This is a genomic window from Paenibacillus sp. FSL H3-0333, from assembly GCF_038002805.1.
Taxonomy (GTDB): Bacteria; Bacillota; Bacilli; order Paenibacillales; family Paenibacillaceae; genus Paenibacillus_AQ; species Paenibacillus_AQ silagei.
Genome location: NZ_JBBODG010000001.1, coordinates 6387708 through 6402876 on the forward strand (window position 1 = coordinate 6387708; position 15169 = coordinate 6402876).

Annotated in this window: 9 protein-coding genes; all 9 read right to left on the reverse strand. The window is 58.4% G+C overall.

The features are described from left to right. Positions 1 to 160: 160 nt before the first annotated feature. The 9 genes from MHH78_RS28065 to MHH78_RS28105 all read right to left on the reverse strand — a co-directional run bounded on the left by MHH78_RS28065 (position 161) and on the right by MHH78_RS28105 (position 14833). The gene (locus MHH78_RS28065) at positions 161 to 2623 is read right to left on the reverse strand and encodes a glycoside hydrolase family 88/105 protein (protein WP_341169576.1); all 2463 of its coding nucleotides are present in this window, start codon (positions 2621 to 2623) and stop codon (positions 161 to 163) included. Beyond that, positions 2623 to 3888, reverse strand: a complete 1266-nt coding sequence (locus MHH78_RS28070) for an FG-GAP-like repeat-containing protein (protein ID WP_341170392.1) — start codon at positions 3886 to 3888, stop codon at positions 2623 to 2625. The genes MHH78_RS28065 and MHH78_RS28070 overlap by 1 nt, the downstream gene beginning before the upstream one ends. A 43-nt stretch (positions 3889 to 3931) precedes the next feature. Then, positions 3932 to 4732 carry a polysaccharide deacetylase family protein gene (locus MHH78_RS28075; protein ID WP_341169577.1) on the reverse strand — a complete coding sequence of 267 codons (801 nt, stop codon included), beginning with the start codon at positions 4730 to 4732 and terminating at the stop codon, positions 3932 to 3934. An 82-nt stretch (positions 4733 to 4814) separates the two neighbouring features. Then, a complete protein-coding gene (locus MHH78_RS28080) occupies positions 4815 to 5510 on the reverse strand; it encodes a DUF1961 family protein (RefSeq protein ID WP_076079670.1) in 696 nt (231 codons plus the stop codon). Next, positions 5507 to 8740 (reverse strand): exo-rhamnogalacturonan lyase family protein, encoded by a 3234-nt coding sequence (locus MHH78_RS28085; RefSeq protein WP_341169578.1) that lies wholly within the window; start codon positions 8738 to 8740, stop codon positions 5507 to 5509. Before MHH78_RS28085 ends, MHH78_RS28080 begins: the two co-directional genes overlap by 4 nt. 119 nt (positions 8741 to 8859) lie before the next feature. Next, entirely contained in the window at positions 8860 to 11226 is a 2367-nt protein-coding gene (locus tag MHH78_RS28090) for an AraC family transcriptional regulator (RefSeq protein WP_341170393.1), read from the reverse strand. Between the two features lie 90 nt (positions 11227 to 11316). Then, positions 11317 to 12924: an extracellular solute-binding protein gene (locus MHH78_RS28095; RefSeq protein WP_341170394.1), complete on the reverse strand. Its 1608-nt coding sequence runs from the start codon at positions 12922 to 12924 to the stop codon at positions 11317 to 11319. A 36-nt stretch (positions 12925 to 12960) separates the two neighbouring features. After that, positions 12961 to 13845, reverse strand: coding sequence for a carbohydrate ABC transporter permease (locus MHH78_RS28100; RefSeq protein WP_036722627.1), 885 nt, complete (start codon positions 13843 to 13845; stop codon positions 12961 to 12963). Positions 13846 to 13861: 16 nt separating this feature from the next. Continuing rightward, positions 13862 to 14833 carry an ABC transporter permease gene (locus MHH78_RS28105; RefSeq protein WP_341169579.1) on the reverse strand — a complete coding sequence of 324 codons (972 nt, stop codon included), beginning with the start codon at positions 14831 to 14833 and terminating at the stop codon, positions 13862 to 13864. Between the last annotated feature and the right edge of the window lie 336 nt (positions 14834 to 15169).

The following is a 15169-nucleotide window of genomic DNA, read 5'->3' on the forward strand; positions in this document are numbered from 1 at the left end:
GCTGTCCCAAGCAGCCATTTCATGGCTTTTGGGACAGCCCCTTTCATTTCGGCTTATCATCCACTTTCAGCTGAATCAATGGGATTTTTCCCTTTAATAGCCTCTGATTGACTCTGATTGATAAATTACTCTTTTCGGCAGCAATTCCACAATACAATTCTTATATACGCTGCGCCTCCAGCTCCCGTGTGAGCTCAAGCGCTTCAATACCCGCCAACAGTACTATTCCGATTCCGTGAGTATCGTTGAGCTGCCAGGTGAGCTGTTCTTTGTAATACAGTTTGTTGAAGGAATACCCCGATCCCCGGCAGACGCCATAGACGTTCCCCTGATGGTCGATGCAGTATTGGGCCAGCGCAGTCCAGCCGCGCAGCGCTGCATCGGCATATGGATACGGCTCTGTCAGCCAACCTCTGCGCACACCGCGCGCAAAGGCATATACGAACATCGAAGAACACGATGCCTCCGCATAAGATTCGGGATCGGTCAGAACCTGATGCCATAATCCTGCGGCGTCCTGCAGCCGTATATATCCTTCGCACAGCGTCCGGTAAAAAGCCAGCAGTTCTTCCCGCTGCGGATGCTGCTCCGTCAGTACCTCCAGCAGCTCAGTCAGCGAGAACAGCACCCAGCCGTTGCCTCTGCCCCAGGCTACTCCATTCGGCTTGCCGAATTTGTAGTCATACACATGATGCATTATGCCAAGCTCCGGCTGGAACAGCCGATTACGGTAATGAAGAAACTGTGACACTGCATCATCCAGATAAGCGGTATCTCCCGTCAACAGATAGTACCGGCTCAGGAACGGAGTGCTCATATACAGATCATCGCACCACATCGTTCCCTGCATGAAGTCGGTGGTGCCCCGTGTACGGTAGAGCGCCCCATCCTCGTCGCGGGACTGCGTATTTTGAATATACCGGGCGATATACGCCGCTGTTTCGGGCGCTCCATGCAGCGGCTGCTCGGCATGAGCGGCGAGCATCACCGCACCGAAGGAGCCGCAGTCGTCCAGAGAGTCCATAAGCGCCAGCTGCTGGTTAATACCCGGAGCACCATAGCGGCTGCGGTCCCAGAGCGAATACGTATGAAGCCGGGTGCACTGCTCAATATGTCCTCTGGCATAAGCGGAATAATGAGGATCGCCCAGAGCCTGACCGGTACGCAGCAGACCATAGAGGGTCACCCCCAGCGGATAATTCCAGCGTCCGTACAACGCACTCTCCAGATATGGCCTGACTGCCCCACCAGGACGGTCCACCCGCCAAAAGCATTCCTCCGCCCCTTCACCGAAAGGAGCATCCATAGAAGCCGCTTCCGCAGGCTGCGGTACCGCCGATTGCAGAAACGGACCCAGGTACAGCCATGGACCGGTCTGCCCTTCCACCGGGCAAGGACTCACCAGCTTCACTGTGCCGTGGACTCCACTGGCGCCAGCTCCCTTATTCAAGGTTCCCTGCGGAGAGCAGCAGGGTGAAGCTTCCGCAAGAGCCGCGCTACACTCCGCTTCCACCTGTACCTCTGATGTGTTCCCAGCCTCCGCCGCTTCCAGGCGGAAGTCCCACCCGGGACCGCCGCACACGGCCTCGACCAGCAGGTCATGGCTGCCGAAGCTCAGCGGCAGCACACACTCAAGGCCGGCACTCGCTTCGGGCTGGATGGCGGCAAGCCTGCCATCCACGCAGACCTTGAGTGCCGCTACATCCCGGCTGCGGAGGACCAGCCGGACGTTCATTCCGCCCGGCGCACTCACCGCCAGCCGGCTCCAGGCCAGCGCCTTCGCGCCGGACACCGCGCCGAGCACGCGCGCGAGGTTCCCGCCCTGTGCCTTGGTATCCGGCCATCCGGCCGCCGGATACCAGGCACAGCGGGCCGCCAGCGCAGCTTCGGCAGCCTCCGCGGCTTCGCCGCAGCGGACGCGCTGCGAAGACTCCGCGCGGTGCGCCGCAGCCTCTCCCTCAGAAGCGCCGCCGCCTTCCGGCTGCAGCGTCCATCTGCTCTGCTGCGGCGCGCTGTAGATCCAGCCCTCACAGCCGCTGTGCTCCGCAGTCGGGGCCAGAAAATGAAGCGGAGCTCCCTTCACGCTCCCGGTGCCAAAAATCCCGCCGCAGCCGGTGCCGACGGCGGTACATTCCAGCAGGAACTGATTCCAGCCTGCCTTCAGCCCGGTACGAAAGAATGCCTTGCGGTCCGGGAACACATCATCGTTTAGATTGGACGCGAACACGGCAATGCCGTTGACATAGACTGTCACCGGACCGAAGCAACTGAGAGCGAGCGGAATATCGCTGTCCGTATCGCTCCACAGCTTCCCCCAGGCATAGACAAATTCCCCGTCCCGCAGCTCAGGCAGCCGTTCTTTCAGATTCATCTCATACCGGCAATCCGGCAGGCGCGGGAAGCTGTTCTCCAGATGAACGCGGTAGACCGGAGGCTGCGGCGGATTTGCACCAATATAGCGGTTCGCTATGATGGCAAGCATCGCTTCCGTATGCTCTCCGGCTGTGCGGACGATGGAATGACGCGGATGAAAGTAGGCGGGAACATTGGCCTGCTCGGCATCACCCTTCATGTCATGTCCTTCCTCTGCACTCACCGCTGCATTCTCGTCCCTACCGCCCATCACAACGCCACCTCACCGCCGGGGTACAGGGTGGAGCTGTACAGCCGTTTGGGCTGGGGCAGTTGCTGCCCGGGATAGACCGCTTGCAGCGGAAGAGCTTCACCGGCATAGACAGCGGCCAGCTCATCCGTGTAAATAATGACCTGCTCGGTTCCGCTGCCCAGCAGATCGCCGTGCACGGCGTAGCCCTGCTCGGCGAACTCGGCTACGATATTCATATAGCCGTCATACAGTGCGGGAAGCACGGCTTCCCCACGGCGGTACGCCAGAATATAGTCGGGTGCATCCGGCCAGAACTGGCTGACGGCTTCGACAATGGTCAGCCAGCCGTCAGTGGTGCGTTCTTCCTTCCACAGCTCCCGGCCGGACTGGTCCAGCAGGAACATAGCGTCCTTGCCCCGCAGACCCTTGCCGTCATCCTCGCGGACCAGACGGTCAAGGCCCGCAATCTGCAGGCCAGGCAGGTCCGGGCGGAACCGCCCAAGTGCCAGGTGCTGCGACTCGACAGAGCCTTCGTACCGCCATAGCTCGTGCCCGTTGTGGTCGTACATCACCGTCACACTGCCGCCGATGACCAGCTCCGGCACCCCGTCCCCGTTCACATCGCCGACCCACAGGCAATCGGCATGATCGTCCAGATCATGGCAGCTCCACAGCTTATTTCCGTCCGCATCCAGCAGATCATATCCGGCCATCACCTCATCGCGCCCGTCACCGTCCAGATCGTACACCCAAGGATAGTGCCCCACATTGCCCTGATGGGTCCAGAGCAGCCGGAAGTCCCGATCCAGCGCCCACAGCTGATGGTAGCGGTCTTTGAGAATGATGTCGGAAGGATAATCCCCGCCTGACAGGTTGGCAATAATGATGCAGTCATGAGCCTCCTTCGCCGGCAGCGGGTGAACCGCTTTGACCTTGCCTGTCGCCCCCTCCAGAATATGCAGCTGGTCCTTCATCACACACAGCACCTCCAGCGCCCCGTCACCGTCAATATCGGCAATCTGCGCCGGATAATCGGAGCCTTGGCTGCCCGCGTTCGAATCCGGCGTTCCCGTCTGCCACAGCAGACGGCCATCGAGATTATAAGCCGTCAGGCACTGCACTTGGTGCGGAATATAACGGACATCCTGACGGTTATCCGGCTGCACCAGCAGCAGCTCAGCCCGGCCGTCCCCGTCCAGATCGCCGAGCAGCATTTTGCATCTTGGACCGGCGGCGGAGATATCCAGCCCGGCCAGCCGGTGCAGCTTTTGACTATGATCCATATGATTCACAATACATCCTCCTTCACTCTATCCCTGTTCTGTATCAGCCCAAATCCACAGTCTGTCCCCCGGGCACCTCGACTACCGTACCGTCAATCTCCAGCCAGACCGCAGCCGCTCCCGGATTATAGACAAAGTCCCTTGCCGCCGAGAACAGCAGCCCCCGGCAAGCCTTCATGTAATGCACCAGCTCCAGATTGGTCGCATACCAGATGTCCCCGCGTCCGCCCGCCATGGCGCAGAAGCGCTCCATCAGCTCCCAGTTGTTGTCATTGTCGAACTCGTAACTATGTCCCCACACATACATCAGGTACAGATACTGCCGCTTATGCAGCCCCACAAAAGTCTCCCCGTGAGCCAGCAGCTCCCGGTTATGATGACAGGTCGCCTGCCACTCCAGCCAGTCCTCCGGCAGAGCGAACCCGCCGGTAGACTGCACCGTTCGGGCATATTCAATGCCCAGATGCGGCAGCAGCGCCTTGATCTCCTGCGTATAGGAGCCGTTCGGGTAAGACATGCCGCGCACAGGCTGGCGGATCAGCCCTTCCAGCACCCTGCGGTCCTCCATAATCTCCTCCACGACCAGCTCCTGCGGGCAGCGCGCCAGCGTCGGATGACTCCGCGTATGCACGCTGACCTCATGCCCGTGGTAGAGAGCCGCAACCTCGTCCGCCCTGATGCGGTCTCCTTCTCCAAGCAGCCCCGAATTCAGATGAAAGCTGCCCTTGATTCCATACTGATTGAACAGGCCGACCAGCCGTTCATCCGCTCGCCGTCCGTCATCATAGCTCATGGTCAGCGCCTTATGACGGCCTTGCGGATAGCAGTAATACACTCCCGGCATTGCAGTTAAGCCTCCTTCGAATAGAATCGTCCGTCCCTAAGAGGGACGCGTATGTTCATCCGCTCATCCAGCGATCCAAGCTTCAAGGAGCATAGACAACCAGATCGCTATATTCCGCTATCAGCGGTGCCATTTGCCGGAAGCCGATCCGGCCTCCGCCCAGCAGCGGTCCGAAGGACGAACCATCATCCACCCAGTGCAGCACCGGCAATTCATTGATTGCAAAAGTCACAGCAGCCTCCCGCTTCACCACCAGCATCCGGTAGGCCTCAGTCATATCGGCGGTATCCGGCAGCGGATCAGCCCCTTGGGCAACAAGGTGGAAGCCGTAGCTTTTGCGCAGATTACAGGTGTGAAAAGCCCGTTCCTCCTCCCACATCCGGCGAAAATACGAGATATGATAGGCATCCATCTCCCCATGATGGTACTGGTCATATTCGCCCGTGCGGACCGGCAGGGACGGATCAAACAGATCCTTGCCACCGGCACCGGCAGCCGCGAAGAACAGAATGGCCAGCCCCGGCTCCCGCAGCGGGCGGAACCTCCAGGATACGGCAAGCTCTGCCGGAAAAACCTTAGGGCACCAGAAAACCACATTCGCCTTCTGCCCTTCCTCAGCCCCCCGGGTGCTCTCCAGCCGCAGCCGTCCCTGTGGAAAAGTAACTGCTCCGTCGCCTTCCATACGGAAGCCTTCCACCTGTGTGGAGCCCTCCAGCGTATTGCGGTAGATCTCCCGCCAGCCCTCAGGAATTCCTGCATCAGCCTGCTGCGTAATCATTGAACCACATCTCCTTTCCCGGCACCGGCATTATTGTCAACTCCGGCACCGGACCTCGCGCTTATCCCAGCTTCTGCACCAGCCTCAAAATCAGTTCCAGCACCAGCTCCAGTCTCTATAATCCCCTCAGCTTCCGCACTAGTTGTATCACTAGCTCCGGCACCAGACCTCACACTAACCCCCGCTTCTCCACTAGCACCATCACCAGCTCCCCCACCCGTTCCTGCCTCCCGCGCAGGCAGGGCTTCGGCAATCAGCTCCAGCGCAATGATCGTATTCAGCGACCACTGCGAGGCTTCATTCGTATTCATCCAGTCGATCTCATTCAGCGCTTCCGTATAAGTCACCTGCTTCAGCTCCGCTTGAAGATTGACGATGCCGAACGGGTTCTCAAGCAGAATGCTCCAGCAGCGTTCCGCCGTAGCCCGGTCATCCTTGACCCATGCACCGTAGGCGGCAATAGCCACGCTCAGCACCGGATGCTCGAAGCGCAGCTTGCCTGTAATCGCACCTCCGGATCTAAGCAGCTGCTCTTCCTCCGGCAAGTTATAGAAGACACCGAACTCAGCGAGCATGTCCTCCCACTCCGGGTCCTCCAGCATCATCGCCAGCTCGAACCATACCTGCGGACCACCCATGCAGATCGCCAGATGCCGTCCCCAGTTGTCATCGCCCATTGGGCTGAGAATGCCCGTTGCGGGATCGTATCCATAGGTTGGCCCGGAGATCAGCCGCAGATTGGCCGCTTTGATGCAGTCGATGCCTGTTATGATTTTGTCGCGGTAGGCCGTATCCTCATAACGTTCCCAGCGGGTCATCCAATTGGAGCTGAACGCGGCCCAGTCCGGTCCCACCCGCACATGCGTCTTGAATTCGTCCTTCGGAAAATAAGCCCTCATCGGGTCCAGCGTCACCGTGGAATAATCCGCATCCTTCACACTGTCCATGATGTCGCCGGTCCGCTCATCACCGGTCAGATAATAGTAGTAGCGGTGCAGACCCGCCATTGCAATCCGCGCTTCCTTGCAGCCGCAGCCCCAATGCACGACATTATGCCGGGAGCCAAGACCCGCATATTCCCCGAAATGATACACATCCACCTCGCTCGTGTGCCGGGTCATCGCTTCAGCCATCCGGTAAATATCCGCGCGTCCGGTCCGCAGGAAGCTCACCCACAGCCACATATTCGGCACCAGCTCGGCGTTCTGCCACGCACAGCCGCCCAGATCATAATTCCAGACATGGCGGACCGGATCATAGCTGTGCATGAAGTCGCCATAATCCCACAGGCCGTACCACTTCCGCTGCTCAATTTCCTTCTGGTAAAAGCTGATAATCCCGTCCAGCCGGTCCTCCAGGAACGCCTTGGCCGGGGTGCTCCGGTCCGGCAGGCTCCACAGTCCAAACGCCCGGCTGCGGTGGTAATACTCGGGTTCACAAACCAGCAGCGACGTTTCATCCGCTTGCTGCTGCATCTGCCGGAGTTGCCCGGAATCCGGCGTCCGCAAGGTACACCACAAGGTCAGCTCGTTCGTATTGGCGATGCCGTAAGGGGTTGCCCGCAGCTCCTCCGCGCCTTCATAGGAGGATTCGACATGCGTCTTCGTATCATAGTGGCGCAGGTCCATCGTCTGCGCCTCCGGCGTCCAGAACCAGACGGTTAGCGCCGCTTCCGCGCCTGTGGTGCCGCTGATCTCCAGCCCGGACGGGTGCTTGCGCCAGAAATCCTTCACTCCAGCAGCCAGCCCCCCGCCGTCACAGCCGATATAGCCCAGTCCTCCGGCCCTCCGCCCTTCAGCGCCCTTAATCCAGGTGCATTCCGGCCCCGTCCGCTTATGGACGGCATAATGCTCGGAGGAAGACTGCACCAGCCGGAAGTCATCCCATACCGCAGAATCCTGAAGCAGGCTGGTGAAATAGGCATCCTCCACGGGATCGAAGTGCTGGCTCTGCCCTTCGAGCTGCCCGGCGAACCTATCGGCATATTTGCCCCGGGTTCTGCGGGTCTGGAGGGTCTTGGGGGATTCGCTGAAGATTCCCCCGCTACCCGCCAGCCGGACATGGCGGTTATACAGCGGACCGCTGAGCGGCACCTTGAACAGCAGGCCCAGCCCCTTGATGAAATCCTGCTGCGGATTGCCGTCATAATGAAAGGTATGCACCACCCGGATCGATGCAAGCCCGGCATAGAAATAGAGCCGCAAAGTATAAGGAAGCCATTCCCTGGCTCCTCTTGTGCTTCTATGCCGCCCGTCCAGCCGGATCACGGCACGCACCGGTCCCCGGTCCTCCAGACTGGCCTTCAGCGTCACTCCGGTGAACCGCTCCTGCCGCAGCGTCAGCTCCCCGCTGAGGATGTCCCGCTGCTCGCGGAGACAGACCAATTCGCTACCGCTGCACACCAGTTGCTCTACAGGGCTGGACTGCGGCGCTATGTCAGCAGCTGCACCATCTGAAGCTGCACTAATAGCCGCACTTGCACTTGCACTTGCACTTGCACTTGCACTTGCACTTGCACTTGCACTTGCACTTGCACTTGCACTTGCACCTGCACTTGCACCTGCACTCACATCAGCACTCTCACCTGCACTCACATCAGCACTCGCCCCTGCACTGACATCAGCGCCTGCACTCGCCCCTGCACTGACATCAGCGCCTGCACTCTCACCCGCCACCGTTCTCACACTCACGCCTGCACTCTCACCCGCCTCCGTTCTCATACTCATGCCTTCACTCTCACGTGCACCTGATCCTAACCCCGCCTCGACAGCTCCATAATATCCGGGATCCTCGTCCGGTCCCCCGGATTCCGCCGTGTCCCGGCGGATGATCCGCGAGATCACGCCCGGGCCATGCTTGACCACGGTGCACAAGATGCTGCCTGTATCGACAATATACGCCTCCTCCGTCTCTTCCACGGATACCTGGAAGGCTGCGGGCACAGCGCTCTGCCCGGCAGACCGTACCAGCGTGTATCCTGCCGTACTCCCTTCAGGGCATACGGCAGAATGCAAAGACCATTTGATGCTTCCGTCCGGCCAATACGCAGCCGGGCGGCTCTGCAGCGGCAGACGGGAGCCGTCATCCGCGCCTCCAAGATATAACGCGGCCAATTCTCCGCGCTTCAGATCGCCCTTGGACCAGGGTACACCCCAGGTCACCCCAGCAGCCGCAGCAGGCGGGTTCAGCCACCGTAGCTGGACTGGCAGGGCTGAGGATAAAGAGGTCATCTTCTGTCATCTCCTAGATGGGACATCACCCGGACGAATGAACCGTTCCCGGAGCAGGAGGCTTGTGGACGCCGGGATCACAGGAAGTGAGCCGCAGTCATTCTGGAGCCGGTCCCTGATTACCGGGTCCCGTTCTCCTTCTCCCCCTCCTGTCGGCTCAGCTCACGGTAACGTGTCGGCGTGATGTCCTCCTGTTTTTTGAAAATCCGGTTGAAATAGCTCTGCTGATAGCCGACCTGCAAGGCGACATCGTTCATCTTCAGATCCGTGTCCCGCAGCAGCTCCTTCGCCTTGGCGAGCCGAAGCTCCGTCAGATAATCGATGAAATTCTGCCCGGTGACCCGCTTGAACGACTTACTGAGCAGAAAAGGGCTGGTACCTGTAACATCTGCACAGCTATCCAGCGAGATATTGTCCATATAATGCTGCTGAATGTACAGCATCGCCTGATCAATCGTTCGTCTTATTCCGGCGTCAGATCGTTCGCACAGCTCCTTCAGGAAGGGAGCAATTACCTGCGTGCGGAACCAGGAGAGAATCAGGCCCGGCTCATGGATCTGCGAGAGGCTGGCATACAGATTCCTGCCGCCGAATAGCTGGCTCTGGGCCATCCCGGCCTCCAGCACCGCATGAAGAATCGCGCCGAGCAGATGCAGCATCCCCTGCTGTACGTCGATCACCTTCGCGCCGCCTGCGGAGAGCGTCTCCAGGAATTCCTCCAGCAGCCGGTCCGCCTCCTCTGCTTCTCCAGTCCGTAGCGCCTGAATCAGCCCGCGCTCCAGCGCGAAGGAATACTGCGGCAATGGGGCGCCCTGCCCCTCCCGCTCCAGCTGCTCCAGGCTGATGATCTGGTTCCCGCCTCCGTACCTGCTGTGGCTGGCCGCCTGCTTCGCCGCCTCGAACGCCCGCGGAATCGCGGAGATGCTCCCGATCCTTGCACTGTACGCCACCGTGGCCTGAAGCTTAAGCATCCGGCTCAAGGTAGCCGCCAGCTCTTCACCGAAGGCTCTCACGCGGGCCGGGTCGGGGCCGATACCCGGCTCCATCAGCAGCATACCGGAGGTAAGGTCATGCAGATTGACCGTCTCCGCCCGGCCGAAATGCTCACGGGCAAGCTCCAAGGTAATATTGACGGCCGCGAACGACACCAGACTCTCGTCGCCGCTGCGGAACTTGGCCTCCAGGCTGGAGATGCCGGTCAGCTGGATATACAGCACCACGAACGTACAGTTCTCCACTTCCCACTTGTACTGCTTCATCCGGCTCTGCAGATCCTGCTCGGAATAGGCATACAGATACCCCTGGAACAGCTGGTGCAGGAAGCTCTGCTGCACATGCGGAAGCTGCTCCGAGAGCGTGTACTGGAGAGCATGCTGCTGTCCGTGCAGGTTCTGCCAGTGCCGCTCGATCAGCGTCAGCTCATCCACCCGGTCCCCGGAGGCCGCATGCTCAGGGAGCAGTGTCTGAAGCAGGCGGCGGACCGGCGAATAGATTCTGCGGGAAGCAATCCAGGACAGGACCGCCGCCAGCAGCAAGGCGCACAGGCTGACCAGGATAATCATCCGGGACAGCCAGACCACTGGAGAGGTTACGCTGGAGATCGGAGAAGCCGACACATACCGCCATTCACTGGCAATCCGCGAGAAATCACCATAGGTCACCGCATAAGTAACCCCGTTCCAGTCATACAGAAATGATCCGCTATCCTGGCTGCCTTTGGCTGTAATTGCAGTCCGCAGCGCCGTAACCAGCGGCGTGGGTGCATCCATCCCGCCCCCCGAGATGAACAGTCCGCCGGATTTCTGCTCCATGAACACCTCCCCCGTGTTGTACGGGGTCATGGTCCGCAGCAGCGCGGATACCTTCTCTGTATCCATCCGCAGCAGCAGCGCCCCGAAGGGCTCCCGGCTGCCGCCGGGGATATGGTGCACCAGCGTCAGCTCCTTCTGCTCCGGGTTCACCGGATCAAAAGCCCATTCCGTCCAGTACGTGCTCCGCTCCTGCTTCAGCAGCTTCCCGTACAGCACTTCCTCATCCGCAGACAACGTCCCGTACTCCGTGCCGAAGCGTACCGGCTGATTACCGGCCAAATACAGCTCAACCTGCCGCACCATGGAATTGGAACCCTGCATGACTACCAGCGTCTTCGTAATATCCCAGGCCCGTTCATGATTCCGGGTGAAATCCATGTTGCTCAGTCCGTAGTCGAACTTCGGATCGAACGCCCAATGGGCCAGCATCAGCTCCAGATTGGACAATTGATCATTAATGTTGTCCGCCCGCTGCTCAATCTGCCGGTTATGCATCCGGAGCAGCTCCTTTTCCAAACTTCCCCCGGCCATAAAGTAAACCAGCAGTCCAATGATCAGCCCGGGAATGGACGAGACGATCAGCACAATAATGAGATTATTGCGGTAATAACGGCCCTTGCGTCCCGCCCGGCCTCCGGTATACCTGTTCCGTGCTCCTGCCGCTTCATTCTCCATTCGTTTCACCAGCCGAATCCTTAGTTTAGAGTTGCCGCCATGCAGCCGCAGCGGGGACAGACCGGCCGGAGACTGGAGCAGGACCGGACTTTACTTGCCGCCTGAGGCGTACAATTCATTCATTTCCTTCACCAGCTCATCTCCGCCAGTCTTCCGCCATACCTCAAAAGCGGACTTCAACCCGGCCTCATCGATCTGGCCGACAATAAATTTGATGCGCGCATCGTTGATTACGTTATCGAGCTGCGAACCCTTTTGCGTATAGACTGCCGAGATCAGCGCTTCGGCGGGATTGGTCACAATCGTCGCTTCATTCGTCTTCTGTACCTCAGTCTGCTTCAGCCGCAGCGGGGTCTGCTTCACCTGCTTCGCCTTGTCCTCTGGAATGAACGGCAGCATCTGGTTCAACCCTTCCACTTCCGATTCCAGCAGAACCGTATCGCTGGAGCGTTCGATATATCCGTCCACCAGCTTGTAATGCACGCCTTCAATACCATAGTTCAGCATCGTCTGCAGATCCTCATCATTCAGCCGGTCCAGGAAGGCCAGGACCTGCTTCAGCTCCTCCTCGGTTTTGACCGAAGACTTCGGAATGGCCAGCATGCCGGAGAAGCCCGAGGTCGGGAGGGTATGCAGCGCGCCGTCTGCTCCAGTCACACCGCCGATGACATCCATATAATGGCGTTCCGGCTCGTCTTTGCCTTCTTTTTGGAGAGCGGCATGAATCTTGTCATCCAGCCGGGCCGCGTTATCGACCACATCGACAATGACGCCGGCCTTGTTGTTGACGACCGGATCATTCCATTTAGAGCTGTCCATCACCGCAAAGTCCGCGTTGATCAGCTGCTCATCGTACAGCTTTTTCATGAATTTAAGCGCTTCCAAATACTCGGGGTATTCATGCTCTGGCACCAGCTTGCCCTCCTGCACGCCCCACTTGTTCGGAGAACCGAACCACAGCTTCATCGTATCGAAGCCGCTGGCCCACTGGCCGGTCCACTTGACCAGCACCATGCCGTACGTATCCGCCTGGCCGTTGCCGTCCGGGTCCTGCTCCTTGAACGCTTTTAGCATATTATAGAAATCATCTACGGTCTTCGGTTCCGCGAGCCCTACCTTCTCCATCCAGTCCTTGCGGAACACCACGCCGTTACGTCCCAGCGCCCGGCCTCTGTAGATTCCGTAATTCTTGCCGTCGATGGCCGAGTTATTCAGAATGACCTCCTTCGCCCCGCTGAGATTCGGATAATCCTTGAGATACGGACCCACCTCCCAGAACGCGCCGGATCTCGCTGCATTCACGAAGCTGGAGGCCTTCACATCACCTACATACATAATATCAGGCAGCTTGCCGGAAGCCAGCGTAATGTTGAATTTGTCGGCATAGGACGCATTCGGCACCCATTCGAAATGGATTTTGGTGTTCGTCAGCTCCTCCAGCTTGGCGGCGACCGGACTGCCGTCCTTCGGATAATTGGTTTTGAAAATCGGCAGCATCAATGTCAGCGCAAGCGGCTCCTCAGCCTTGGCTGTGCCGTCCGCCTTCCCGCTGTCCCCGGCAGGCTCCTTCTGTCCCGCTCCCGCATTCTCCCCATTCCCGCCGCAGCCGGACAATACACTTAGAATCATAATCATAGCCAGCAGCATGAACAACCCTTTTTTCGCAGACCGTGAACCTCTGCTCCGCTTCATCTTCATCATCACTTGGCCTCCCTTTATATGTTGACTAACCGGTTACCCTTTGACTGAACCCAGCATCACCCCTTTGGCAAAATGCTTCTGCAGAAACGGATAGACGCACATAATCGGCAGGGTGCCGACCACGATGACGGCCATTTTGATCGACTGCTCCGGCGGCTGCACGAAATTGGGGTCCATGGAGCTGAGATCCCCCGCTGCCGACTGGGACAGCATGACGATCTGGCGCAGCATCACCTGCAGCGGCCACTTGGATGGATCATTAATGTAGAGCAGCGCCGAGAAGAAGTTATTCCAGTGTCCGACCGCATAAAAGAGCGTGAATGTCGCCAGCACAGGCTTCGACAGCGGCAGCACAATCCTCCATAACAGCCCCAGCTCGGTACAGCCGTCGATGCGGGCCGCCTCCTCCATCTCAGCCGGAAGCTCCTGGAAGAAGTTCTTGACAATAATCAGATTGAAGGCGCTGATCGCCCCCGGAAGAATCAGGGCATTCAGCGTATCGAGCAGATGCAGCTCGCGGATCACCAGATAGGTGGGAATCATCCCGCCCCCGAACAGCATGGTGAAGATGACCAGATTGAGGATCAGATTGCGGCCCATCAGGTACCGCTTCGCCATCGGATACGCCATGGTAACCGTGAAGAACAAATTGACTGCCGTCCCGATCACTGTCACGTACAGCGACACCCCGATGCTCCGAACAATGGTATCTGTGGAGAAAATAAACCGGTAAGCGTCCAGCGAGATCGTCGTCGGAATCAAAAAGACAGCGCGCTTCGTAATTTCCGCCTCGGTGGCGAAGGAACCGGCGACTACAAACAGGAACGGCAGGATGGCCGCGATCCCGATGATGCCCAGCACCACGTAATTAAAAACGTCAAAGGTGATTTCTCCGGCGCTGCGGTAACGTTTAGCCACACTCTTGGCCTCCTTTTCAATATAATCCGGATTCGCCTGACTTCTTGGCGAGCCAGTTGGTGCCGAGCACCAGCACGACCCCGATGACCGATTTGAACAAGCCGACGGCGGTGCTGTAGCTGAACGCTCCCTGGGTAATCCCCAGTGCATACACATAGGTATCGAAGACCTCAGCCACCTCACGGTTCAGCGCATTCATCATCAGATAGATCTGCTCGAAGCCGTTATCCAGAATCGTGCCCATCCGCAGAATCAGCAGAATGACAATCGTGCTGCGGATCGCGGGCAGTGTAATATGCCAGGTCTGGCGCCAGCGGCTGGCCCCGTCCACCACGGCTGCTTCATATTGCTCCACATCGACACCGGCCAGAGCAGCGAGGAAAATAATCGTCCCCCAGCCGCATTCCTTCCAGATGGTCTGCAGAATAATCATCGGGCGGAACCAGTCGGGATTGGCGAGGAAATCAATTTTGCGCCCGGTAAACGTGAACAGGAATTCGTTGACCGCGCCGCCCTGTGTCGTAAGGAACACGTAGGAGATACTGGCGACGATGACCATGGAGATGAAGTGGGGCACATAGATCAGCGTCTGAATCGTCCTTTTGTAGAAGGAGAGCCGGATCTCATTCAGCAGTAGTGCCAGGATAATCGGTGCCGGGAAAAAGAACACCAGATTATACAGCGACAGCACCAGCGTATTGCGCAGCAGCATGAAGAAATCAGGGTTCTGGAAAAACGTGCGGAAATGCTCCAGGCCGACCCAGCTGCTCTTCCAAAAGCCCAGAAAAGGCTGATAATCCTTAAAGGCGAGCAGCACTCCCCACATCGGCACATATTTGAACAGCAGGAAATACAGGAGTCCGGGGCTGAGCAGAATGTAAAGCCATTTGTCCCGCTTCAGACGTCTGAAGCGCTGTTCGCGCCTGCTGCGGCGGAAGCTTGTACCTGCGCTTATCTCTGCTGCCCCCAATGCCGCTCCTTGCTTCATTGACATTCACCTCCGTATGGATAAGCAGCCTCGCTACTACACTTCACTACATTGCCGTGGCTGCGCTTTCTATTATGGTTGGCGGGTGTTTTTCCGGCAATCGGACTTTTTGGACAGCGCTCGGTATGGCTTCAGCGCCGCTTCCGCAATAAAGTCCAAAACCGGCAAAAGTTTACTATTGCATGTGGGGGGCGGACACTATATAAATTAAACCTTGTAAATACTCAGTATGGGAGACCGTGACTCCAGAGAAGTTTTGGGCTTTCGGCCGCTGTTGTCTGCAGATTTCTTGATATATACCGTTTTTAACGGTTGAAATCCGCAGACAAAGGCGGA

Excerpts from the sequence above, each read along its gene's own strand:
- MHH78_RS28065 (WP_341169576.1), bottom strand. The coding sequence starts at position 2,623 with ATGGGCGGTAGGGACGAGAATGCAGCGGTGAGTGCAGAGGAAGGACAT.
- MHH78_RS28070 (WP_341170392.1), bottom strand. The coding sequence starts at position 3,888 with ATGGATCATAGTCAAAAGCTGCACCGGCTGGCCGGGCTGGATATCTCC.
- MHH78_RS28075 (WP_341169577.1), bottom strand. The coding sequence starts at position 4,732 with ATGCCGGGAGTGTATTACTGCTATCCGCAAGGCCGTCATAAGGCGCTG.
- MHH78_RS28080 (WP_076079670.1), bottom strand. The coding sequence starts at position 5,510 with ATGATTACGCAGCAGGCTGATGCAGGAATTCCTGAGGGCTGGCGGGAG.
- MHH78_RS28085 (WP_341169578.1), bottom strand. The coding sequence starts at position 8,740 with ATGACCTCTTTATCCTCAGCCCTGCCAGTCCAGCTACGGTGGCTGAAC.
- MHH78_RS28090 (WP_341170393.1), bottom strand. The coding sequence starts at position 11,226 with ATGGAGAATGAAGCGGCAGGAGCACGGAACAGGTATACCGGAGGCCGG.
- MHH78_RS28095 (WP_341170394.1), bottom strand. The coding sequence starts at position 12,924 with ATGAAGATGAAGCGGAGCAGAGGTTCACGGTCTGCGAAAAAAGGGTTG.
- MHH78_RS28105 (WP_341169579.1), bottom strand. The coding sequence starts at position 14,833 with ATGAAGCAAGGAGCGGCATTGGGGGCAGCAGAGATAAGCGCAGGTACA.